We start from the raw sequence: 22,010 nt of genomic DNA on the forward strand, positions 1-22,010 counted from the left end.
AGGTTTAGATTTTCACATTTCGGCATTTTCACCCGGGACAAAATCAATAAATGCCACATTTTCTTGTTCACCGATTAACATCTCAGTGGTTCTGAGAAGCTGCTCGGCGGCTACCCCATGGGTTGCGATAATGATAGCAATGCTCATTGAAGCTCCTTACTTTAAGTTTGATAAATTTAAGCTGCGCGGATTATAGCAATAAATTTTGATTTACTTGTTTCTCATTTTGTCTTTTTTCATAAAAGTGTGATATGGATCACGCTTTGTAAGGACTACCTGAATATCATCGTCATATGGAAAATGATTTTCAAAGATGATAAACCGATTAACTCATGCTATGGAAGGAAATGATAGAAGAGATACTGGCACTAAAGTGGGTAAATCATTCCCTCTTTCACCTCAAATAATTTCCCTGTTTCTACGGGCATTTCGTTTAATTGCGCTTGTGTGATGGCGGTGATAAAAACCTGTGAATCGCTTTGTTGCAAACGTTCGGCGAGCAATGTGCGTTTAAACGGGTCTAATTCTGAGGCAAAATCATCAACTAAAAAAATACAATGGCGTTGTTTTTCTTTCATTAAATGTTCGCCCTGAGCAAGGCGTAATGCACACATCAGTAATTTTAATTGTCCACGAGAAAGCACGTCCTCTATGGGCAATCCATTTGCTTTGAAGCGAAAATCTGCTTTTTGTGGGCCGGAAAACGTATAGCCAAGGGCTTTATCCCGCTCAAAATTTTGTTTTAGTAAATCACTATATTCAGTATTTTTATCCCAACCTTGATAAAAACTAACGCTAATTTCTAATTCCGGTAAAAAAAGTTGGCAGGTTTTTTCAATATCTGTGTGTAAAGCGCTAGCATAGTCTGCACGCCAATCACTCACATCGTGAGCAAGTTTTGATAGCTCAATATCCCAAATTTTTATTTCAGAATAAGGTTTATGCTGACTAAGTGCAGCATTACGTTGCTTTAAGAGGCGATTTAGGGTGCGCCAAGCAGAATGAAAATGGGGATGATGATGAAATAAACCCCAATCTAAAAATGCACGGCGATAGCTTGGTCCACCATTAAGCAAGGTTAAGCCTTCCGGTGTGATAAGTTGCATGGGAAGCAGGTGAGCAAGATCGGAAATTTTATTTCCATCTTCACCGTTGATTTTTACAAGAGTATTGCCCTGGCGAAGTTTTTGTAATCCTATTGACCACCGATGTTGGTTTTCTTGAATATTCCCGAATAGCGTGAAATGGGGTTCATCATAAGAAATGATGCGGTTTGTGACCGCACTTTTAAAAGAACGCCCATGCCCTAAATAAAAAATTGCCTCTAAGAGGCTGGTTTTTCCGCTCCCGTTATTGCCGACCAAAAAGTTAAAGCCGCGATCTAATTCAAGAGCTACGGCATTTAAATTTCTAAATTTTTCAATTAGTAAGCGAGAAATTGCCATCTTATAAACGCATTGGCATAATCACGTATTCGCTACTGCTATCTTCACAATTTTCGATTAAGCAACTAGAGGAGGCATCCGTTAGACGAATGCGTACCTGTTGACATTTGAGCGCATTGAGTACATCCAAAATGTAGGTGACATTGAACCCCACTTCTAATTCTTCACCAGAATACACGATATCGACAATCTCTTCCGCCACTTCGTGTTCAGGATTAGAGGCGGTGATTTTCAGTTGGTTTTCACTTAAATTTAATCGTACGCTACGTACACGTTCATTGGAAAGAATGGATGCCCGCACAAAAGCCTGTTTCAACGCATCCCAACTTCCCTCAACAATTTTTGTCGCATTGCGGGGTAATACACGGCGATAATCAGGAAAACGCCCATCAATGAGTTTTGAGGTAAAGGTAATATGATTGAGATGAATGCGAAGATTATTTGTGCCGATTTGTAAACGAGCAGGTTCTTCACTGCTTTCTAATAGACGATTTAATTCCAACACCCCTTTACGTGGCAAAATGACAGCGTGATTTTGTAACTCTTGCTCAAGCGCTATGGTACAAACTGCCAAACGGTGTCCATCCGTTGCAACGGTGCGTAATAAGTTACCTTCCGTTTCAAATTTCATCCCATTTAAAAAATAACGGGCATCTTGGTTTGCCATTGAAAATTGGGTGGCTTCAATTAAGCGACGTAAGGTATTTTGTGGTAGGGCAAAATCCACCTCGGATTGCCAATCCGTCAGGTTTGGATAATCTTCTGCAGGAATCGTGGTGAGATTAAATTTACTTCTGCCCGATTGTACAATGGCTCGATCTTCTTCAAAGGTGACGGTGATTTCAAATTCGTCAGATAAAGTACGACAAATATCTAAAAATTTTTTTGCTGGAATAGTGAAATGACCATTTGTTGTAGAGGAAGAAAGTTGGGTTTGCGTTGAAAGCTCCACCTCTAAATCAGTACCGGTAATCGTTAAACGGTTACCTTCAATTTGAAGTAATACATTATTTAATACGGGAATATTTGGACGACCGGTTAATACGCCACAAACTTGTTGTAATGGCTTTAAAAGATTTTCTCTAGAAATACTAAATTGCATATTGTCTCCTTATGCGGATAAAGTACGAATCAAATTCGCCCAATCTTCTTGGATACTGTTATCTTTCTCACGAAATTTTGGCACTTCACGGCAAGCATTCAATACCGTAGTATGATCCCGATCAAAGGCTCGACCGATTTCCGGCAAACTGCGGTTGGTTAATTCTTTTGCCAATGCCATCGCAATTTGGCGAGGGCGAGTGACTGAGCGCTGGCGGCTTTTGGATTTTAAATCCGATACTTTGATTCGATAGTATTCCGCTACAGTTTTCTGTATGTTATCAATGGTCACTAAGCGTTCCTGTAAAGCAAGAATATCTTTGAGGGTTTCACGCACAAAATCAATATTAATATCACCGCCTTTAAAATCTTGCATCGCCTTGACACGATTAAGCGCACCTTCCAGTTCACGAACATTCGTGCGTAAACGTTGAGCAATGAAAAATGCCACCTCTTCCGGCAGATGCATTTGATGTTCTTCTGCTTTTTTCAATAAAATTGCTACGCGGGTTTCTAAGTCAGGCGGTTCAATTGCGGTAGTTAATCCCCAACCAAAACGGGATTTTAAGCGCTCTTCAATTTTTTCAATTTCTTTGGGATAGCGGTCAGAGGTTAAAATAATTTGACGACCCGTTTCAAATAAATTATTGAAAATATGGAAAAACTCTTCTTGGGTTTTTTCTTTTTCAGCAAAAAACTGAATATCATCCACTAACAAGGCATCAAGTGAACGATAAAATTTTTTGAATTGATCCATATTGTTATCGCGCATTGCTTTTACCATATGTTGCATAAAATTATTAGCGTGAATGTAAAGGACTCGGGCATTGGGTTTATTGGCTAAAATCCCATTGCCAATTGCGTGTAGTAAGTGGGTTTTCCCTAAACCGGTGCCGCCATATAAAAAAAAGGGATTGGCTGTAGCCTCACCAGGGGCTTGTGCCAATTTCTGTCCGACTGCGCGAGCCAGTTGGTTGGATTTTCCTTCCACAAAATTTTCAAATAAATGCTTTGTGTTGAGATGCGATTCAAATTTTAGCGGTTTTGTAATTTCAGACTCAATATTGACCGCACTTTCTTGCGATTTGGTTTGTTCTTTGGGCTCAGTTTTAGGGGCGGGTTTCACGCCTTCTTTAAGGATAATTTGTAGATTAGGATTTTGTGAAAGTGTTTGGCAAATTTGATGAATTTGTGCGAGATAATGAGTTTCCACCCAGCCTTTTACAAACATATTTGAGGCATAAAGCACGATTTGGTGTTCAGAAATCACATCGGCTTGTAGCGGTCGAAGCCAAGTACTTAAATCGGTAGCGGAAACTTGATCTTGCAATTGGGAAAGGCAATTTTGCCAAAGATTAGAAAGGCTCACGATAAATTATCCTTAGTTATGCTTTTTTCCATTGTGTAATGTGTTGTAAATTACAATTTAAAATGCGGTCAAAAATTCTTGCGGATTTTACTATAATCTTGAAAAAAAATCTTCTCTCAAAAAGAGAAAAGCATAAAAAAGGTTGCTTGAGATTCTGCCTGAAATCAGTATAATCCACCCTGGATTTTTTAAAGAAATGGATGATTGTTTGATAAACGCCCTTTTCTTTAGTTTGACGAAAGCTCAATTTATGTTTAGAATTGCGCTCTATTTTTTTAACCCTGTTTTGAATTCAAAACACGATATTTTTGATTTAGGTAGATTACAATGAAACGTACATTTCAACCTTCAGTATTGAAACGTAGCCGTACCCACGGTTTTCGTGCTCGTATGGCAACCAAAAACGGCCGTCAGGTTTTAGCTCGTCGTCGTGCTAAAGGTCGTAAAAGTTTATCTGCATAATCGCTTTCTTAGTGGTTAAATTAAACTTTTCTAGGGAGTTACGTTTGCTAACTCCCCTTCAATTCAAGAGTGTTTTTGAACAACCGTTTCGAGCTAGTACGCCAGAAATGACACTTCTTGCCCGTCAAAATAATCTCACCCATCCTCGCTTAGGTTTGACTGTCGCCAAAAAGCACTTAAAACGTGCACACGACCGTAATCGGGTTAAGCGCTTAGTTCGTGAGAGTTTTCGTTTACGCCAACATCAGTTACCGGCTTGCGATTTTGTTTTTGTGGCAAAAGGCGGAATAGCAAAACTTGATAACGTCACATTTCGTCAAACGCTGGAAAAATTATGGCAGCGACACATTCGTTTGGCTCAAAAATCTTAATCGCCTTGATTCGAGTTTATCAAGTCACGCTCAGTCCTTTGATCGGTCCTCGTTGTCGATTTGTTCCTACTTGTTCTTGCTATGGTATTGAGGCGTTAAAAACACACGGATTGTTAAAAGGTGGTTGGCTAACACTAAAACGTGTATTAAAATGTCACCCCTTAAATGCGGGTGGATTCGATCCTGTTCCACCAAAAACCCATAATAACGATGAGAAAAAGTAATGGACTCAAAACGTAGCCTGCTAGTGTTAGCACTATTTTTTATTTCTTTCCTTGTTTATCAGCAATGGCAATTGGATAAAAATCCACCACCGGTTGCAGAGCAAACAACCTCAATCACTTCAGATGTGCCTGCAAGTTCTTCTTCCTCCACACCAATTGCGTCGGATTCAACGGTCAAAGGTCGTCTTATTACGCTCGAAAATGATGTACTGCGTTTGAAAGTCGATACATTAGGTGGCGATGTGGTGAGTTCCGAACTCTTAAAATATGATGCCGAATTAGATTCCAAAACGCCTTTTGTCCTGCTAAAAGATTCGCCTGAGCATATTTATATCGCACAAAGCGGTTTGATCGGAAAAAACGGGATTGATACCAAATCCGGTCGTGCACAGTATCAGATTGAAGGCGATAACTTCAAATTGGCTGAAGGACAAGATACCCTTTCCGTACCGTTAATTTTTGAAAAAGACGGGGTAACCTATCAAAAAGTGTTTGTGTTAAAACGGGGGAGTTATGATCTTGGTGTCGATTATAAAATCAACAATCAAAGCGCCCAAGCTATTGAAGTTGAGCCTTATGGTCAGTTAAAACACACACTCGTAGAAAGCTCGGGTAACGTAGCAATGCCGACTTACACCGGCGGGGCTTATTCTTCTTCAGAAACCAATTATAAAAAATACAGCTTCTCCGATATGAAAGATGCGAATCTTTCAATCAACACCAAAGCCGGTTGGGTTGCGGTATTACAACATTATTTTGTTTCCGCTTGGATCCCAAATCAGGATGTGGATAATCAACTTTATAGTCTCACCGATAGCAAAAATAATGTGGCGTCAATAGGCTATCGTGGGCCGGTTGTTACCATTCCTGCTGGTGCACAAGAAACCATTTCCAGTTCACTATGGACAGGGCCTAAACTGCAAAATGAAATGGCAAAAGTTGCCAACCACCTTGATTTAACCGTTGATTACGGTTGGGCCTGGTTCATCGCTAAACCGCTCTTCCTCTTGTTAACCTTCATTCAAGGGATTGTATCCAACTGGGGCTTAGCGATTATCTGCGTGACAATTGTGGTGAAAGCTATTTTATACCCACTCACCAAAGCGCAATATACTTCTATGGCGAAAATGCGGATGTTACAACCGAAAATGCAAGAAATGCGTGAGCGTTTTGGAGATGATCGTCAGCGTATGAGCCAAGAAATGATGAAGCTTTACAAAGATGAGAAAGTCAATCCTTTAGGCGGCTGTTTACCTATCCTTCTTCAAATGCCAATTTTCATTGCGTTATATTGGACATTTATGGAAGCCGTTGAACTGCGTCATGCGCCATTCTTTGGCTGGATTCAAGATTTGTCCGCACAAGATCCTTATTACATTTTGCCTATCCTAATGGGTATTTCAATGTACTTGCTACAAAAAATGTCACCAACACCGGTTGCTGATCCTGTGCAACAAAAAGTGATGAATTTCATGCCATTGATTTTTATGTTTTTCTTCCTTTGGTTCCCGGCAGGTTTAGTATTGTACTGGTTAGTTTCCAACCTCATTACCATCGTACAGCAACAACTGATTTATCGAGGGCTAGAGAAGAAAGGATTACATTCTCGTAATAAATAATTCTTAACGACAAGGAAAGGCATCGAAAGGTGCCTTTTCTATATGATGTATTGAAAACTGATTTTAAGGGCGTATCGCATACGCCCTATTGTCTTTTAAATGCACAAAAGTGCGGTAATTTTTGAAAGAGTTTTTATGAAAGAAACAATCGTTGCCCAAGCCACCGCCCCGGGACGGGGTGGAATAGGTATTTTAAGGGTTTCAGGCCCTTTAGCCACGCATGCGGCGCAACTCGTCCTAGGCAAATGCCCAACGCCTCGAATGGCAGATTATTTACCCTTTAAAGATGCCGATGGCACAGTGTTGGATCAAGGCATTGCACTTTATTTTAAAGCTCCCCACTCCTTTACCGGTGAAGATGTTTTAGAACTACAAGGTCATGGCGGGCAAGTGGTGCTTGATCTCTTGCTAAAACGCATTTTGCAAATTGAGGGGATTCGTTTAGCCCGTCCGGGCGAATTTTCTGAGCAGGCGTTTTTAAACGATAAATTAGACCTTGCCCAAGCCGAAGCGATTGCCGATTTAATTGATGCCACCTCCGAACAAGCCGCTCGCTCGGCCTTGAAATCCTTACAAGGAGAATTTTCCCATAAAATTAATGCGTTGGTTGATTCCGTCATCTATCTTCGCACCTATGTGGAAGCGGCAATTGATTTCCCTGATGAAGAAATTGATTTTCTGGCCGATGGCAAAATTGAGGCAAATTTACGCAATATTATCGAACAACTTGATGCCGTTCGCCGTGAAGCCAAACAAGGATCAATTTTGCGTGAGGGGATGAAAGTGGTGATTGCCGGTCGTCCAAATGCAGGAAAATCAAGTCTATTAAATGCCCTTGCCGGACGTGAAGCCGCCATTGTAACGGAAATCGCAGGCACAACCCGTGATGTATTGCGTGAACATATCCACATTGATGGAATGCCATTGCATATTATTGATACCGCAGGGCTTCGTGATGCTACCGATGAAGTAGAACGCATCGGGATTTCTCGAGCTTGGACAGAAATTGAACAAGCCGATCACATCGTTTTAATGCTAGACAGCCATGATCCGGGTAGCCAAGATCTCGAAAAAGTGCGGTCAGAATTCTTAGCAAAATTACCCACAACCATTCCTGTCACTATCGTACGCAATAAAATTGATTTAAGCGATGAGCAAGAAGGTTTAACGGAGGAAAACGGCTATCAAATCATTCGTTTATCCGCACAAACTCATCAAGGTGTGCAGTTACTCCGAGAGCATTTAAAACAAGCCATGGGCTTCCAAATGGGAACGGAAGGGGGATTTCTTGCCCGCCGCCGTCATTTAGAAGCTTTAGAAAAAGCGGCAGAACATCTACAAAGTGGCTTATTTCAATTAACCACCTTCCAGGCTGGTGAATTGTTGGCAGAAGAATTACGCTTAGTACAAGCGCATTTAAGCGAAATCACCGGACAATTTACCTCCGATGATCTACTTGGCAATATTTTCAGTTCCTTTTGTATCGGTAAATAAAGGGAAAAATCATGGCATTTTATACATTATGGCTCATTGCCTTAGGGCTTTCGATGGATGCTTTCGCCGTGTCCATATCCAAAGGCTTAGCCATGCGATCTTTTCGTTGGAAACAGGCCTTGCTGATCGCTTTTTGCTTTGGCTTTTTTCAAGCCATCATGCCCTTTATCGGCTATTTGTTAGGATCGCAATTTAGCCGAATGATTCAAGACTGGGATCATTGGGTGGCATTTTTACTTTTATCACTTATTGGCATCAATATGCTTCGAGAAGGCTTCAAGGAAGAAGACGAAGATGAGGCGCTCCCACATCTCATTAGTATGAAACGGGTCTTCACACTAGGGTTAGCAACCAGTATTGATGCCCTTGCGGTGGGTATCTCTTTCGCCTTTTTAAAGGTCGACATTCTCGAAGCTGTGTGGATTATTGGCATGACGACCTTGGTGATTTCATTTATCGGTATAAAGAGCGGTCATTTTTTAGGGAAAAAATTTAAAAACAAAGCCGAAATTTTTGGTGGTTTAGTGCTGATTATTATGGGGATTAAAGTCTTATTTGAACATGGCGTTTTCGCATTTTAAGGTGCGATTCTTTTCACTTTCGATTATAATTTTGAAAATTTTGTCTTTCTAAAAGGGTAAATATGTTAATTGAAAAAATGCATGGTGCGGCAAATACCAAAATTGCGAAATTTATTCTCGGGCTTATTACTGTTTCATTTTTAGTGGGGGGAATGTCCGGTTATTTATTTAACACAAACGACACCTATACCGCAAAGGTAAATGGTGAAACCATTTCTCAACAAACCTTTATGGAGCGTTACAACCAAGAATTTGAAACACGAGCCACTCAAGAAGGTGAATCATTTTTAACGCAATCCGACTCCCCTGCCTTTGTTAATGCATTGCGTCAAGGTTTAATTGAACGTTTAGTGGATCAAGAATTGCTCCGTCAATATGCGCAAGAACTCAAATTAAATGTCAGCGATGAGATGATTAAACGTGCAATCGTTTCTGATCCTAATTTTCAATCCAATGGAAAATTTGATAATGGGCTATACCAACAAATTCTCGCACAAAACCGTTTAAATTCTGACACTTATGCAAGCATTTTGCGTGGTGCACTCACGTTGGAACAAATGCAAAAAGGCATCGCAGACAGTGAATTTATGGTGCCGGTTCAAGTAAAAGAAAATGCACAGGTTTTCTTTCAAAAACGTGTTGCACGTTTAGCCACCCTACCGCTTTCAGAAGCAATGGCAAAACAAACGGTTTCTGAAGATGAAGTAAAAAATTACTATGAAGCTAATCAAAAAACCTTTGTACAACCTGAGCAAGTGAAAGTGCAATATCTTCAAGTTTCTGCGGATGATGTTGCCAAAGGCATTCAAGTGAGTGATGTCGAGATTGCCCAATATTATCAAGATAATAAAGCACAATTTATCTCTCAGCGTTTAGCGCATATACAATTTTCCAACGAACAAGCGGCACAATCCGCTTATCAAGCCTTACAAAATGGCGCAAGCTTTGCTGAGCTGGCCAAGGCCCATTCTTTAGATAAAATTTCAGGGGAAAATGGTGGTGAACTGGGTTGGATTAATGCAAACGAATTACCTAAGACTTTCGAAGATACAGCGATCACGCTTCCGGTGGGGAAATACAGTGAGCCGGTCAATGTTGATGGAAATTTTCACATTATTTTAGTGCAAGAACGTAAAGAAAAACCATTAGATGAAGTGAAAACCCAAATTGCCGATCTTGTGCGTAAATCACTCTTGGAAAATCGTTTTTATTCTATTGAGAAAAATGTGCGTGAAAAAGCTTTTGAAGACAGCAAATCTTTAGAAACCGCCGCACAAGCAGCGGGAGTCAGAGTTCAACAAAGTGATTATTTTTCCCGTAAAAATATCCCGGCTGAATTAAACTTCCCTAACGTCATTTCAGCTATGTTTGATTCAGACATCGCCAATGGTGGTACAAATTCCGAACCATTGAACGTGGGCGAACAACACTTCGTTGTCGTTCGTGTGTTAGATCATAAAGCGGAAGGGGTAAAATCATTAGATGAAGCGAAAGCAGAAATTGAAAGCTTCTTAAAACGTGAGAAAGCCGAAAAAGCCTTAATAGCAACCGCAACACGATTAGTGGATGAACTTCCAGCTCATCCGAATAAATTACCGGAAGGTATCACATTCAGCTCATCACAAACCTTCAGTTTTGTTGAATCCCAAGATCCGATTTTAACCAATGGTGTTTTCTCTATAGAAAAACCGAAGCAGGAAAAAACTGTGTATAAAGTGGTACGCAACAGTAAAGGGGATGTGATTGTTGCTGTTCTTGAAAAGGTAGAAGAAGGTACATTAAATGAGCAGGAATTGGCACAATTTGGTGCTCAATTAAATCAAGCCCGCCAATTTGAATTGCGCACGCAACTTTTACAAGCCTTACGTGATAAAGCGCAATTCGAAATAAACGAAGCCTTTATTAAACAAGAAGACGAAAATTAATGATAAAAAACCATGTTTTGATCTGAGCAAAAAATTAAGCTCGCTTACTTCAAGGACTACGTTCTGTATTGCATAGGATTTAGTTCTTTGGTGTTAATTGAATATGTGCTCATTATAATAATGTGTAGAAGGGCCCCCAACCATACAGCTCCATTTACATTAACTACTTGTCAGATTAATTTGAGCTTAAATTCTTTTCCGTTCAAATTAGTTTGTTGTAACCAGCCACTAAAAATGAGAAATGCGGATGAATGTTGAATTAAACGGAATTAAATTGTCCAAAACCTTATAGAATAGGGCTTTACGAAATGTAATTCCCTTTTTATGGCTGGAAAAAAGAAACAGTCAGATGGGAAAAATACCCTTAAATAGCAAGTTTAACCACATAAACTGAGAAACGTTAAATTGGTCTTTAAATTTTTGTTATCAATAGTTTGGATTATTTTAGCGATTTTAATATCCCAATAAATAGGATATCCTGGCATATTTTTAATATGTCTTTTTAGGAATAAGATTAAAAATTCAATTTAAAGAATTAAACTCAATAAAATCAATGGATTATATTTTAGGTTTTAACTCTAAAATATCGTGTCCTTTAAAATATTATTTATTCAATTCTTGTGAATTTTTATTCGAGTATAAGCTGTAGTAGTTTTAGTGATCATTTATCTTCTTTAATAAAAAAACTCTTGACTTATTGTAGCTATTTCTATTAGATTTTGAACCGCACTAGAAAAAGTAGTGTCGGACCTCGAAATTCGAATAATTTACTTGTGGCGCAACACGCCTCAAACGTGTTTTTTATGCGTGGTTTGCACACACCTAAAGAACACCGAGAAAGTTTAGAACTTCAAGCGTGTCTATCTATGGTAGCGTGTAATGAGAAAGGTTTTGCCCTTTGCTGTATTCCAGTGATCACAGTTTCTGAGCCCGTTACACGTTACCGCCAACAAGACTTAGAGCTTAAAGCGGTAACCCTTGAAAAATTATTCACTGGAGTTATCCGTAGGAGGATTTTCTATATAACTATCCATTGCCATCCAACATTCCTTCTCGCTTTTCGCCATTATCAAAAACGTCGCTATGTATTTTAAATAAGGGACTGGCTGTGTAGTGCTCATCGTTGAACGTTTTTAGCTTTTCTTCTATTGCCGTGGTGACTGCTTTATATATACCTTTTACCAAAGTGTTCAAGTCATCTTTTGCCCCTTTGCTTACCATAATTTCCTTTTGGTTGTGATTCAATAACAAGAATTTTAAAGCGGTTTATTCAACTCTCTTATTAAACTACTTTAAAGAATTAAGAGAGAAAAAACTTTGTTGAAAGTGTTGTAAGAAAAGTTTTGAAAAATTTTTCCACTTTTCCATTTAAACAGATAAAGCCTTTGGGCGTACAGCTTTAGCTTGTTTTATTTAGGAAAAATAAAATCACTTTTTCAAGTGATAATTTCAAAAAAACTGATTTTTACACATAAAAAAGGGCGATTTCTCGCCCTTGTCCGTTGGGTTAGCCTTCCCATTGCTGGATTGAAATCCCTATTTTTCCAAAAGGTGTTAGTAGTTTGACTACCATACCGGCGGTTGTTTATGGTCGGTTTTGATGGCTTGCGCCAATAAACTCCACTCTAGCCCCTCGCCTTTATTCCTCGCTTTAGAACTAATTAAAACAATCAATTCTGCGCTGTCTTGGGCTTGCTCTGCTAAATAAGGAGCGTTTTTACGTTTAGTTTTCATTGTTGCTCCCTTTGTAATTTTGCAATTCGCAAATAATGCTTACTGTTGTTTCTATATATTTGGCAATTTCTAACACTTTAATTTGAGTTTTTAAACCGAAAGCGGACCCATAAAGATCCACGCTAGATAGTAGTTCTTGTACGACATCTAAAGATAAAGCCAAATCCTCTAATGAGTCAGCAAATGCTCTTAAGGCAATAATGCCGTCAGAAATATGCGCACTGCTTTGTTTCTTCAAATGTTGCATTTCTGCTAAATTGTTGTGGTGGTTGTTTATGTATTCATCTATGGCTTGGTGTAAGGTATTAAGTATAAATCACTCCCAAAAAATGTGGTCGTTTTTAAGGTTGATTTTGCCAGCAAGGATTAATACGAACTCACGGGCTAATATCGCTCGGGCTTGTTGTTCGCTGCCGGCATTAATGCAGATTTTTTTGGATATGATTGGTTAAATCGAAGCGACGGATAGCCGCAAAAATGAATTGATACATTTGTGTAAAGGTTTTTATCTACTTGAGGTTTTAAGTGATAAAAGAAAACACTTCGTGCCAACCCAATTAAACGGAGTAACAACTCAAGTGGAAAGTGAATACGCAAGGCTTTTACGATTTCTGTCTTTTCTCCATTTTTTGTTGGTTGAGTTCCTGCAACTTTTTTAAGATGGCATTCTCCGCTTCAAGCTCTAAAATTCGGTAACGCAAACGTTCTTCTTCTGTTTTGGGCTGTGACGGCATTTCCTATAGATAGTGCCCATTTTTAACGGCTTGTATGACGGTTAATTCAAATTCAGGAGAATAGATTTGTTTGTGGTTTAGTATCGTTAAGCCATTGATTCCACAGTGATTAAATCGGGTAATCCAAAATCTTAACGTACGCTCTTTGAGATGAAATTGTTTGCGTGCCAGTGATCGATTTTTATTGTGTTGGAGATAAAATTCGAGCACTTGCTGTTTGAAAAGCGGGTTATATCTAGTCATAAAAAAATCTGCACCTTAGTGAGTTGGAGGATTAGTCTAACTTTTGGGGCAGATCAAACACATACTACCTTAGCCAAGTACCCACCAATGAACCGGTTTCCTTTGAATCTTAAGGAATGAAAATTAAACCAGCTACTCAGTGGCATATACAACATAAATGAATGTAAGTGATGTTTGGGGGAGAAAAATGGTACTGCGTCTCTGATGCCATTGAGAAAGTAAATCAAGGGGAATAAAAGCCTTTATCAAATGGAGCGCTAACATTCATTTTTCCACCTTTATTATTTCACACTTTTTCACTCGTTTTCTTTGGTAATAAAATAGCAAAACTTTTCTTTTTACTTGAGAAAGTCTTTTTGTCAAGTCAGGTAAACTCTTGCGCTTTTCTTGATCTATCACAATAAATGTTCATTTTTTTCTTCATTTACCTCTTTTTGGTAGTTTCTCTCTCTAGGGGATAAATCACATAATTCAGCACCGATAAATTAGGCGATAAATCATTCACAAAAGGCGAGAAAAATGGTCGTTGAAAACTTACCACGCAGAGCATTTTTACGGGGTAGATTTTTAACTTCATCTCAGCAAGAAAATACGCCTCAGTTTGATGCCGTTCGCCCGCCTTGGTCAATCGGTGAACGTGAATTTATTGACAAATGTACCCGTTGCAGCGCTTGTCTTACAGTCTGTGAAACAAAGATTTTAATCAAAGGTGAGGGCGGTTTTCCGGAAGTTCGTTTTGACAATGGCGAATGTACTTTTTGTCAAAAGTGTGTTGAGGCTTGCCAACAAGCGGTTTTCCGTTCGGTGGATGAAACGCCTTGGGAACATAAAATTCGCATTCATGAGCATTGTTTAACACAGCATCGTATTGAGTGTCGTTCGTGCCAAGATAGCTGTTCTATGAATGCCATTCGATTTCGTTTGCAAAGCGGTGGTGTGGCGCAACCTTGGGTTGAGATGGAGCAATGTAACGGCTGTGGGACTTGTATACAAAGCTGTCCTGTGAGTGCCATTAAAATACTAAAGCATGAATAATACAAATGTAACCTTAGAAAATGCACAAGATTGGCATGTTGTTGGGCTAATTGTGCAAGGCAATCCTGAAAAATTAGCGGAAATTCAGACCGCACTTTCAGCGATTGAACATACGGAAATCCCTGTTTTTGATGAAAAAATGGGAAAACTTGTCGTGGTGATGCAATCACATGATCAACATCTTCTGCTTGATAATATCGAAAGCGTGAAAGAGATTGATGGGGTGATTAATGTATCCTTGGTGTATCACGAGCAAGATGAGCAAAAGAAATAAATTGATCAAATCAATCAGTGAGAAGGGGTGATGCAATGAATTTAAGTCGTCGAGATTTTATGAAAGCCAATGCGGCGATGGCGGCGGCAACTGCGGCGGGATTAACCATTCCGGTTAAAAACGTTGTGGCGGCAGAAACTGAAATCAAGTGGGATAAAGCCGTATGCCGTTTTTGTGGAACGGGTTGTGCGGTATTAGTAGGTACGAAAGAGGGTCGAGTGGTCGCCTCTCAAGGTGATCCGGATGCCGAAGTAAACCGTGGTTTAAACTGTATTAAAGGTTATTTCTTACCTAAAATTATGTATGGTAAAGATCGTCTAACACAGCCAATGTTGCGTATGACAAATGGCAAATTCGATAAAAACGGGGATTTTGCGCCGGTTTCTTGGGATGTAGCTTTCAAAACTATGGCGGAAAAATTTAAAGAAGCGTTCAAAAAGAACGGTCAGAATGCCGTTGGGATGTTCAGTTCCGGTCAGTCCACCATTTGGGAAGGCTATGCGAAAAACAAACTTTGGAAAGCCGGTTTCCGCTCGAACAACGTTGATCCGAATGCCCGTCATTGTATGGCATCTGCCGCAGTGGCATTTATGCGTACCTTTGGTATGGATGAGCCAATGGGGTGCTATGATGATATTGAACGTGCTGAAGCATTTGTGCTTTGGGGCTCTAATATGGCGGAAATGCACCCGATTTTGTGGTCACGCATTACAGACCGCCGAATTTCCAATCCTGATGTGAAAGTGGCCGTACTTTCTACCTTTGAACATCGTAGTTTTGAGCTTGCCGATTATGGTTTGGTGTTCACGCCTCAAACGGATTTGGCGATTATGAACTACATCATTAACTATCTCATTCAAAATGATGCGATCAATTGGGATTTTGTTAATAAACACACTAAATTTAAACGGGGTGAAACCAATATCGGTTATGGTTTACGTCCTGAAAATCCGTTAGAGAAAGACACCAACCGTAAAACGGCCGGTAAAATGTACGATTCCTCTTTTGAAGAATTGAAGCAATTGGTCTCAGAATATACCCTTGATAAAGTGCATGAATTATCCGGTGTGCCAAAAGATCAACTGGAACATTTGGCAAAACTTTATGCCGATCCAAATAAAAAAGTGGTGTCTTTCTGGACAATGGGCTTTAACCAACACTCCCGTGGGGTTTGGGCAAACCACCTTATCTACAATATCCATTTATTAACCGGAAAAATTTCTATTCCGGGCTGTGGTCCATTCTCTTTAACCGGTCAACCTTCAGCCTGTGGTACAGCGCGTGAGGTGGGATCTTTCCCACATCGTTTACCGGCAGATTTGGTGGTAACCAATCCGCAACACCGTGAAACTGCTGAACGTATTTGGAAATTACCAAAAGGGACGATCTCTGAAAAAGTCGGTTTGGATACGATTGCCCAAGATCGTGCAATGCACGATGGAAAAATGAACGTCTTGTGGCAGATGTGTAACAACAATATGCAAGCAGGGCCGAATATTAATGCCGACCGTTTACCGGGCTGGCGTAAAGAAGGCAACTTCGTGATTGTTTCTGATCCTTATCCAACGGTTTCTGCACTATCAGCAGACTTAATCCTACCAACAGCGATGTGGGTGGAAAAAGAAGGGGCATACGGTAATGCAGAACGCCGTACGCAATTCTGGCGTCAGCAAGTGAAAGCACCGGGTGAGGCGAAATCTGACTTGTGGCAGTTAATGGAGTTTGCCAAATACTTCACCACCGATGAAATGTGGACGGAAGAATTACTTGCACAAATGCCGGAATATCGTGGTAAGACTTTATATGAAGTGTTGTTTAAAAACGGTCAGATCGATAAATTCCCATTAAGTGAATTGGCAGAAGGTCAATTAAATGACGAATCTGAACACTTTGGCTACTACGTTCACAAAGGGTTATTTGAGGAATATGCGGAATTTGGTCGTGGACACGGTCATGATTTAGCGCCATTTGATACCTACCATAAAGCCCGTGGATTACGCTGGCCGGTGGTGGATGGTAAAGAAACCTTATGGCGTTATCGTGAAGGTTACGATCCTTATGTGAAAGAAGGCGAAGGAGTGGCATTTTACGGTTATCCGGATAAAAAAGCGATTATCCTTGCTGTTCCATATGAGCCGGCGGCAGAATCACCGGATGCGGAGTTCGATTTATGGTTATCAACCGGCCGTGTGTTGGAACATTGGCATACCGGTTCGATGACCCGTCGTGTACCGGAATTACACCGTGCATTTCCAAATAATTTAGTGTGGATGCATCCGCTTGATGCTGAAGCAAGAGGGCTACGCCATGGCGATAAAATTAAGATTTCCTCCCGTCGTGGTGAAATGATTTCGCATTTAGACACAAGAGGACGCAATAAGCCGCCACGAGGTTTGGTTTACACCACTTTCTTTGATGCCGGTCAGCTTGCTAATGTGTTGACACTTGATGCAACCGACCCGATTTCAAAAGAAACCGACTTCAAAAAATGTGCGGTAAAAGTGGAAAAAGCGGCTTAATATTTTTACAAGGTGAATGTATCTTGCCTTCCCCGTAAACGGGTGGAGGTAAAAAATATGTAAGAAATCAACCGCACTTTACTTCATTCTCTCTTCCCATTCACTGAGAGTGTTAATGTTGTAAAGTGCGCTCAATGATTAAAAAGAAAATGAAAAAGCCTAATCTTAATCCTGAACGCCGCCGATTTTTAAAAGAAACTGCCCGTACCACGGGCGGGCTTGTCGGCGTGGGGATTTTATTAGGATTACAACAAAATCAGAGCCTTGCTCGTGAAGGCGTGCCTTTACGTCCCCCTTTTGCGTTGCAAGATGCCAAAGCGTTTTCTGCGGCTTGTATTCGTTGTGGTCAATGTGTGCAAGCATGCCCCTATGATATGTTGCATTTAGCTTCATTATTATCCCCGGTGGAAGCAGGTACGCCTTATTTTATTGCTCGTGATAAACCATGCGAAATGTGCCCGGATGTTCCCTGTGCCCATGCTTGCCCGAGTGGGGCATTAGATCGCTATGCGACAAATATTAATGATGCCCGAATGGGATTATCGGTACTGCTTGATCACGAAACCTGCTTAAACTGGCAAGGGCTACGTTGTGATGTGTGTTATCGGGTTTGTCCTTTAATTGACAAAGCGATCACTTTGGAAAAACAACATAACCCTCGTTCAGATAAACATGCATTGTTTATCCCAACGGTTCATTCCGATGCCTGTACCGGTTGTGGAAAATGCGAACAAGCCTGTGTTTTGGAGGAAGCAGCGATAAAAATTCTGCCGATGGATTTGGCGAAAGGAATGTTGGGGAAACACTATCGTTTAGGTTGGGAGGAAAAAGCAAAAGCCGGTCATTCTCTTGCACCAAAAGAAATGATTTCCTTACCAACCCGAATGCCTGAAACCCTCGCTATGCCAGAGCCGGCTGTACCTGTGTTAGCACCGGTTTTAGGAGGGGCGAAATAATGGCAAATGCACCGAAATATGCCGGTCGTGAGGCGAGAGAAAAATGGGGCGTGTGGTATGCGCATCGCTTTTTGTTTTGGCGACGGTTAAGCCAACTCAGTATTCTTGCGATGTTTTTGAGCGGACCTTATTTTGGTCTGTGGATCTTAAAAGGGAATTACAGCGGAAGTTTACTGTTGGAAACCGTGCCTTTTACTGATCCGCTCATTACCGCAGAAAGTCTTGCAAGTGGTCATTTACCTGATTCGCTCACACTTATCGGTGCCGCCATCATTGTGCTTTTTTATGCATTGGTGGGGAGCAAGGTGTTTTGTGGCTGGGTTTGTCCGTTGAATATGGTGACCGATACGGCAGCATGGTTACGCCGAAAACTGGGGATTCGGCAAACAGCAAAACTCTCACGAGGATTACGCTATGGTATTTTGCTGATGATTTTAATCGGTAGTGCGTTAAGCGGAATGTTATTGTGGGAGTGGATTAACCCTGTGGCGGCATTAGGTCGGACCTTTGTTTTTGGCTTAGGCGCAACGGCTTGGTTAATTCTGGTTATTTTTCTTTTTGATTTATTGATTGCAGAACATGGTTGGTGCGGGCATTTATGTCCGATGGGGGCAATGTATGGTGTTATTGGCAGCAAAAGCCTTATCCGAATTAAAGTGATTGATCGTACGAAGTGCGATAATTGTATGGATTGCTACAACATTTGCCCGGAACCCCAAGTATTGCGTTCACCTTTACATGGTAAGAAAGACGAAAGCCTACTGGTGCTTTCCAAAGATTGCATTAGCTGCGGACGTTGCATTGACGTTTGTGCTGAAAAAGTATTCAAATTCTCGACTCGATTCGATCATTCAGGGGAGTGATTAATATGACTAAAAAACAATCTAAAATTTTAGTGGGATTAATGACCGCACTTTTTGCCGGTTCATTAATGGCAACAGAGGTTCAACCGGTGGGCAAAGATTTAACCCAATCACCGGAAAATGTGACACCTGCATTTCACAAAGCACCACGCCAAAGTGAATTATCGGCGTTAAATTATGTGAACCAACCACCGATGGTACCGCATAGCGTGGCGAATTATCAGGTGACAAAAAATGTTAACCAATGCTTAAACTGTCATAGCCCGGAAAACTCACGTTTGAGTGGTGCAACCCGAATTAGCCCAACGCATTTTATGGATCGTGATGGGAATATTGGCTCGGATACCTCTCCTCGTCGTTATTTCTGTTTACAGTGCCACGTTTCCCAATCCAACGTAGAGCCTATCGTGCCAAATGATTTCAAACCAATGAAAGGCTATGGTAACTAAGAGGGAAGACTATGTCAGAGAAAAAACCAAACTTCATTGTGCGTTTTTGGCATTGGTTTCGTAAACCAAGCCGAATGGCGGTAGGCACGATTATTACACTGGCGTTTATTGGCGGGATCTTATCTTGGGTTGGCTTTAATTATGGCTTGGAGAAAACCAACACCGAACAGTTTTGTGCCAGTTGTCATATGAATGATGCCTATCCGGAGTATCTTCACAGTGCTCATTATCAAACCCGTACCGGGGTGGGGGCGAGTTGTCCGGATTGCCATGTGCCGCATGAGTTCGGGCCAAAGATGAAACGTAAAATCATTGCGGCGAAAGAAGTGTATGCTCACTATACCGGCAAAGTGGATACGTTAGAGAAATTTAATGCACACCGTCTGGAAATGGCAGAAAGAGAATGGGCAAGAATGAAAGCCAATGATTCTCAAGAATGTCGTAATTGTCACAACGTGGATCGAATGAATTTTAGTGAGCAACGTTCAGTGGCAGCAAAAATGCACGAGAAAATCAAAACAGAAGGTAAAACCTGTATTGATTGCCATAAAGGCATTGCACACCAATTACCGGATATGCGAGAAGTGGAATTCGGTTTCAAAAAAGAAGAACAGGTAAAATAAACAAAATTTTGACCGCACTTTGATTCACTATCGGCACCTTAGGTGCCGATTTTTTATCAATTTTTCGATATATTGATTTCAATGATGCTTCTCAACCGATAAATAGACAAGTTATTTATCTTTTTTCCATTCAATCATTGCTTCCACTAAAGTAAGTAACTTGGCGCGATCCTTTGTATTTAACTGTGAAAGTAATTCATCAAATTGGCGTGATTGATCTTGCAATCGATGACTTCGATTTAAAAAATCAGCAGGCTCACAGCCAAAAAGTTCTGCAAATTCAAATAAACGTGGCACATTCGGAACAATATTGCCACGCTCAATACGCGAAATGGCATCAATACTTAAATCCAATGATTCTGCAACTTTTGCTTGAGAAAGCCCCGCTTGCTTTCGATATTTAGCAATCATCATTCCTACATTTTTTGCTATCACAGTATTTTCTTCTGACATACGAATTTCCTTCTGAATTAAAGGGATCGTATCTATTCACAAAAGGATAAAAAGAGACTAAAATTCCTATATAAGAATAAAATTCTTATATATGGCTAAAATAGTATTTCAAGATTAAGGAAAATTATGCAACAGACTAATCTCAATGATTTTATTAACAAAATTCAAAATGATCCCACACTAAGTGATGCCCACAAAGCGAAGGTTTTACAAAATGCAGCGGCATTAAAAGACACTAAAGTAAATATTCTTATCACAGGCGGAACAGGGGTAGGAAAATCCTCCACGATCAATGCGTTATTTGGTATGGATAAAGCAAAAGTGGGAATGGGGATTAATCCCGAAACAATGGATATTAAAAAGTTTGAACTCAGTAATATTACTTTATGGGATAGCCCGGGGCTGGGTGATGGAAAAGAAGCCGATGTCCGTCATTCAAAAGGGATTATTAGTAAGCTACTTGAGAAAGATGATAAAGGTGATTTATTAATCGATCTTGTGTTAGTTATTTTAGATGGCGGTAGCCGTGATTTAGGGACGTCTTTTGAATTGATTACAAATGTGATTATTCCTAATTTAGGTAACGATAATAAACGTTTATTAATTGCGATTAACCAAGCAGATATGGCAATGAAAGGGCGAAATTGGGATTATGAGAAAAATGAGCCGTTGCCACCGTTAGTTAAATTCCTTGATGAAAAAGTAGAGTCTACCCGCAAGCGTATTTTAGAAGCAACGGGGGTGGATGTCACACCAATCTATTATTCTGCGGGTTATCAAGATGAATCAGGTTCCCAACAGCCATATAATTTATCTAAGTTACTTGCTTTTATTTTACGCCACACAAAACAGGAAAAACGTATTGTTTTTGCAGAAGAAATTAATCGAGATCCAAAAATGTGGCAAAAAGATGAAAATGTTGAGAAACATCAAAAAGAAATTAAGGATTCTTTTTTGGAATCACTTATGAAAGTAGTGGGTGAAGGGGTGGAGATATTAGCTGATAAAGTCGTCGATTTTATTAAAGAGGGAGGGAGATGGCTTCTCGGTAAGTTATTTGGGAGATAAAGATGTCTTTTATAAAATTTGAAGAACTCTTTGGATTAGGCATATCCAAATCTTACAATGAATTTACTCCTCAAATTCGCGCTGAAAAACTAGAAAAAATTAAATCGATTATTTCTGATAGGGGATTACATTATCCTCTAGATGTTGCGCTTGTGGGGGCAACAGGAGTCGGGAAAAGTTCTACCATAAATGCGCTATTTGGTGAAACTTTAGCAAAGGTGGGCATGGGCGTTGAACCTGAGACCCAATTCATTACCGAATATCAAACGGAAAGATTTCGCCTACACGATACTGCCGGTCTTGGAGATGGTTTAGCGACAGATAAAAGACACGCAATGAATTTGAGTGATTTACTGCTGAAAACATTTGATGAAAAACAATATCATCTCATTGATCTTTGTCTTGTTATTCTTGACGGATCAAGCCGTGATATGGGGACAACCTATAAAACTTTAGGGGCTGTACTAG

At 40.2% G+C, this 22,010-nt stretch carries 24 protein-coding genes and 2 pseudogenes; 16 read left to right on the plus strand and 10 right to left on the minus strand.

What is annotated here, in order from left to right; translation table 11 throughout:
• Positions 1–18 precede the first annotated feature (18 nt).
• From BKK50_RS06675 to dnaA, 4 genes and pseudogenes are all read right to left on the minus strand, one after another.
• Positions 19–147, minus strand: a pseudogene (locus tag BKK50_RS06675) (PTS sugar transporter subunit IIA domain-containing protein); the annotation flags it as partial.
• Between the two features lie 221 nt (positions 148–368).
• On the minus strand, positions 369–1,445 hold the full coding sequence (gene recF, locus BKK50_RS06680; protein ID WP_077416553.1) for a DNA replication/repair protein RecF: 1,077 nt from the start codon (positions 1,443–1,445) through the stop codon (positions 369–371).
• 1 nt (position 1,446) lies between these two features.
• On the minus strand, positions 1,447–2,547 hold the full coding sequence (gene dnaN, locus BKK50_RS06685) for a DNA polymerase III subunit beta (protein ID WP_077416555.1): 1,101 nt from the start codon (positions 2,545–2,547) through the stop codon (positions 1,447–1,449).
• A gap of 9 nt (positions 2,548–2,556) precedes the next feature.
• On the minus strand, positions 2,557–3,915 hold the full coding sequence (gene dnaA, locus BKK50_RS06690; RefSeq protein WP_077416557.1) for a chromosomal replication initiator protein DnaA: 1,359 nt from the start codon (positions 3,913–3,915) through the stop codon (positions 2,557–2,559).
• Between the two features lie 327 nt (positions 3,916–4,242).
• On the opposite strand from dnaA, the gene rpmH reads away from it, so the two are divergent.
• The 7 genes from rpmH (at position 4,243) to BKK50_RS06725 (ending at position 10,591) form a co-directional block, all read left to right on the plus strand.
• A complete protein-coding gene (gene rpmH, locus BKK50_RS06695; protein ID WP_005539760.1) occupies positions 4,243–4,377 on the plus strand; it encodes a 50S ribosomal protein L34 in 135 nt (44 codons plus the stop codon).
• Between the two features lie 11 nt (positions 4,378–4,388).
• Positions 4,389–4,748 carry a ribonuclease P protein component gene (gene rnpA / locus BKK50_RS06700; protein ID WP_077416559.1) on the plus strand — a complete coding sequence of 120 codons (360 nt, stop codon included), beginning with the start codon at positions 4,389–4,391 and terminating at the stop codon, positions 4,746–4,748.
• Positions 4,712–4,972: a membrane protein insertion efficiency factor YidD gene (gene yidD / locus BKK50_RS06705; RefSeq protein ID WP_077416561.1), complete on the plus strand. Its 261-nt coding sequence runs from the start codon at positions 4,712–4,714 to the stop codon at positions 4,970–4,972. Before rnpA ends, yidD begins: the two co-directional genes overlap by 37 nt.
• A complete protein-coding gene (gene yidC / locus BKK50_RS06710) occupies positions 4,972–6,591 on the plus strand; it encodes a membrane protein insertase YidC (protein ID WP_077416563.1) in 1,620 nt (539 codons plus the stop codon). The genes yidD and yidC overlap by 1 nt, the downstream gene beginning before the upstream one ends.
• A 135-nt stretch (positions 6,592–6,726) precedes the next feature.
• Positions 6,727–8,085: a tRNA uridine-5-carboxymethylaminomethyl(34) synthesis GTPase MnmE gene (mnmE, locus tag BKK50_RS06715; protein ID WP_077416565.1), complete on the plus strand. Its 1,359-nt coding sequence runs from the start codon at positions 6,727–6,729 to the stop codon at positions 8,083–8,085.
• An 11-nt stretch (positions 8,086–8,096) separates the two neighbouring features.
• Positions 8,097–8,666 (plus strand): manganese efflux pump MntP, encoded by a 570-nt coding sequence (locus tag BKK50_RS06720; protein WP_077416567.1) that lies wholly within the window; start codon positions 8,097–8,099, stop codon positions 8,664–8,666.
• A gap of 62 nt (positions 8,667–8,728) precedes the next feature.
• A complete protein-coding gene (locus tag BKK50_RS06725) occupies positions 8,729–10,591 on the plus strand; it encodes a SurA N-terminal domain-containing protein (RefSeq protein WP_077416569.1) in 1,863 nt (620 codons plus the stop codon).
• A 1,026-nt stretch (positions 10,592–11,617) separates the two neighbouring features.
• Here BKK50_RS06725 and BKK50_RS12280 read toward each other — a convergent pair.
• The 5 genes and pseudogenes from BKK50_RS12280 to BKK50_RS12850 form a co-directional block, all read right to left on the minus strand.
• Entirely contained in the window at positions 11,618–11,812 is a 195-nt protein-coding gene (locus BKK50_RS12280; RefSeq protein ID WP_143529771.1) for a hypothetical protein, read from the minus strand.
• A gap of 345 nt (positions 11,813–12,157) precedes the next feature.
• Positions 12,158–12,325: a hypothetical protein gene (locus BKK50_RS12450; protein WP_158074656.1), complete on the minus strand. Its 168-nt coding sequence runs from the start codon at positions 12,323–12,325 to the stop codon at positions 12,158–12,160.
• Positions 12,315–12,572, minus strand: coding sequence for a hypothetical protein (locus BKK50_RS06735; RefSeq protein WP_077416573.1), 258 nt, complete (start codon positions 12,570–12,572; stop codon positions 12,315–12,317). Before BKK50_RS06735 ends, BKK50_RS12450 begins: the two co-directional genes overlap by 11 nt.
• Before the next feature lie 69 nt (positions 12,573–12,641).
• A complete protein-coding gene (locus BKK50_RS12845) occupies positions 12,642–12,770 on the minus strand; it encodes a host cell division inhibitor Icd-like protein (protein ID WP_341864590.1) in 129 nt (42 codons plus the stop codon).
• Between the two features lie 56 nt (positions 12,771–12,826).
• Positions 12,827–13,302 (minus strand): annotated as a pseudogene (locus tag BKK50_RS12850) (helix-turn-helix domain-containing protein); the annotation flags it as partial.
• Positions 13,303–13,821: 519 nt separating this feature from the next.
• Between BKK50_RS12850 and napF the strand changes: the two are divergent.
• The 7 genes from napF to BKK50_RS06785 all read left to right on the plus strand — a co-directional run bounded on the left by napF (position 13,822) and on the right by BKK50_RS06785 (position 20,021).
• Complete coding sequence (gene napF, locus BKK50_RS06755; protein ID WP_077416577.1) at positions 13,822–14,337, plus strand: ferredoxin-type protein NapF; 516 nt, start codon at positions 13,822–13,824, stop codon at positions 14,335–14,337.
• Complete coding sequence (locus tag BKK50_RS06760) at positions 14,330–14,611, plus strand: chaperone NapD (RefSeq protein WP_077416579.1); 282 nt, start codon at positions 14,330–14,332, stop codon at positions 14,609–14,611. Before napF ends, BKK50_RS06760 begins: the two co-directional genes overlap by 8 nt.
• 35 nt (positions 14,612–14,646) lie before the next feature.
• Entirely contained in the window at positions 14,647–17,130 is a 2,484-nt protein-coding gene (gene napA, locus BKK50_RS06765) for a nitrate reductase catalytic subunit NapA (protein WP_077416581.1), read from the plus strand.
• Positions 17,131–17,279: 149 nt separating this feature from the next.
• Positions 17,280–18,086, plus strand: a complete 807-nt coding sequence (gene napG / locus BKK50_RS06770; protein ID WP_077416593.1) for a ferredoxin-type protein NapG — start codon at positions 17,280–17,282, stop codon at positions 18,084–18,086.
• Positions 18,086–18,949, plus strand: a complete 864-nt coding sequence (gene napH, locus BKK50_RS06775; RefSeq protein ID WP_077416583.1) for a quinol dehydrogenase ferredoxin subunit NapH — start codon at positions 18,086–18,088, stop codon at positions 18,947–18,949. Before napG ends, napH begins: the two co-directional genes overlap by 1 nt.
• Positions 18,950–18,954: 5 nt before the next feature.
• Positions 18,955–19,398, plus strand: a complete 444-nt coding sequence (locus BKK50_RS06780; RefSeq protein ID WP_077416585.1) for a nitrate reductase cytochrome c-type subunit — start codon at positions 18,955–18,957, stop codon at positions 19,396–19,398.
• Positions 19,399–19,409: 11 nt separating this feature from the next.
• On the plus strand, positions 19,410–20,021 hold the full coding sequence (locus tag BKK50_RS06785) for a cytochrome c3 family protein (protein WP_077416587.1): 612 nt from the start codon (positions 19,410–19,412) through the stop codon (positions 20,019–20,021).
• A gap of 111 nt (positions 20,022–20,132) precedes the next feature.
• Here BKK50_RS06785 and BKK50_RS06790 read toward each other — a convergent pair whose 3' ends face one another.
• Complete coding sequence (locus BKK50_RS06790; RefSeq protein ID WP_077416589.1) at positions 20,133–20,474, minus strand: helix-turn-helix domain-containing protein; 342 nt, start codon at positions 20,472–20,474, stop codon at positions 20,133–20,135.
• A 126-nt stretch (positions 20,475–20,600) separates the two neighbouring features.
• Between BKK50_RS06790 and BKK50_RS06795 the strand changes: the two genes are divergently transcribed.
• Positions 20,601–21,542, plus strand: coding sequence for a GTPase family protein (locus BKK50_RS06795; RefSeq protein WP_077416591.1), 942 nt, complete (start codon positions 20,601–20,603; stop codon positions 21,540–21,542).
• Positions 21,543–21,544: 2 nt separating this feature from the next.
• The coding region (locus BKK50_RS06800) for a GTPase (protein WP_179108366.1) at positions 21,545–22,010 on the plus strand (466 nt) is incomplete at its 3' end.

Origin of the sequence: Rodentibacter rarus (assembly GCF_001998965.1) — a bacterium.
In the GTDB taxonomy this organism is placed as follows: Bacteria; Pseudomonadota; Gammaproteobacteria; order Enterobacterales; family Pasteurellaceae; genus Rodentibacter; species Rodentibacter rarus.

Coding starts and splice junctions, on each gene's coding strand:
- recF (WP_077416553.1), bottom strand. CDS start 1,445: ATGGCAATTTCTCGCTTACTAATTGAAAAATTTAGAAATTTAAATGCC.
- dnaN (WP_077416555.1), bottom strand. CDS start 2,547: ATGCAATTTAGTATTTCTAGAGAAAATCTTTTAAAGCCATTACAACAA.
- rpmH (WP_005539760.1), top strand. CDS start 4,243: ATGAAACGTACATTTCAACCTTCAGTATTGAAACGTAGCCGTACCCAC.
- yidD (WP_077416561.1), top strand. CDS start 4,712: ATGGCAGCGACACATTCGTTTGGCTCAAAAATCTTAATCGCCTTGATT.
- yidC (WP_077416563.1), top strand. CDS start 4,972: ATGGACTCAAAACGTAGCCTGCTAGTGTTAGCACTATTTTTTATTTCT.
- mnmE (WP_077416565.1), top strand. CDS start 6,727: ATGAAAGAAACAATCGTTGCCCAAGCCACCGCCCCGGGACGGGGTGGA.
- BKK50_RS06720 (WP_077416567.1), top strand. CDS start 8,097: ATGGCATTTTATACATTATGGCTCATTGCCTTAGGGCTTTCGATGGAT.
- BKK50_RS06725 (WP_077416569.1), top strand. CDS start 8,729: ATGTTAATTGAAAAAATGCATGGTGCGGCAAATACCAAAATTGCGAAA.
- BKK50_RS12280 (WP_143529771.1), bottom strand. CDS start 11,812: ATGGTAAGCAAAGGGGCAAAAGATGACTTGAACACTTTGGTAAAAGGT.
- BKK50_RS12450 (WP_158074656.1), bottom strand. CDS start 12,325: ATGAAAACTAAACGTAAAAACGCTCCTTATTTAGCAGAGCAAGCCCAA.
- BKK50_RS06735 (WP_077416573.1), bottom strand. CDS start 12,572: ATGCAACATTTGAAGAAACAAAGCAGTGCGCATATTTCTGACGGCATT.
- napF (WP_077416577.1), top strand. CDS start 13,822: ATGGTCGTTGAAAACTTACCACGCAGAGCATTTTTACGGGGTAGATTT.
- BKK50_RS06760 (WP_077416579.1), top strand. CDS start 14,330: ATGAATAATACAAATGTAACCTTAGAAAATGCACAAGATTGGCATGTT.
- napA (WP_077416581.1), top strand. CDS start 14,647: ATGAATTTAAGTCGTCGAGATTTTATGAAAGCCAATGCGGCGATGGCG.
- napG (WP_077416593.1), top strand. CDS start 17,280: ATGAAAAAGCCTAATCTTAATCCTGAACGCCGCCGATTTTTAAAAGAA.
- napH (WP_077416583.1), top strand. CDS start 18,086: ATGGCAAATGCACCGAAATATGCCGGTCGTGAGGCGAGAGAAAAATGG.
- BKK50_RS06780 (WP_077416585.1), top strand. CDS start 18,955: ATGACTAAAAAACAATCTAAAATTTTAGTGGGATTAATGACCGCACTT.
- BKK50_RS06785 (WP_077416587.1), top strand. CDS start 19,410: ATGTCAGAGAAAAAACCAAACTTCATTGTGCGTTTTTGGCATTGGTTT.
- BKK50_RS06790 (WP_077416589.1), bottom strand. CDS start 20,474: ATGTCAGAAGAAAATACTGTGATAGCAAAAAATGTAGGAATGATGATT.
- BKK50_RS06795 (WP_077416591.1), top strand. CDS start 20,601: ATGCAACAGACTAATCTCAATGATTTTATTAACAAAATTCAAAATGAT.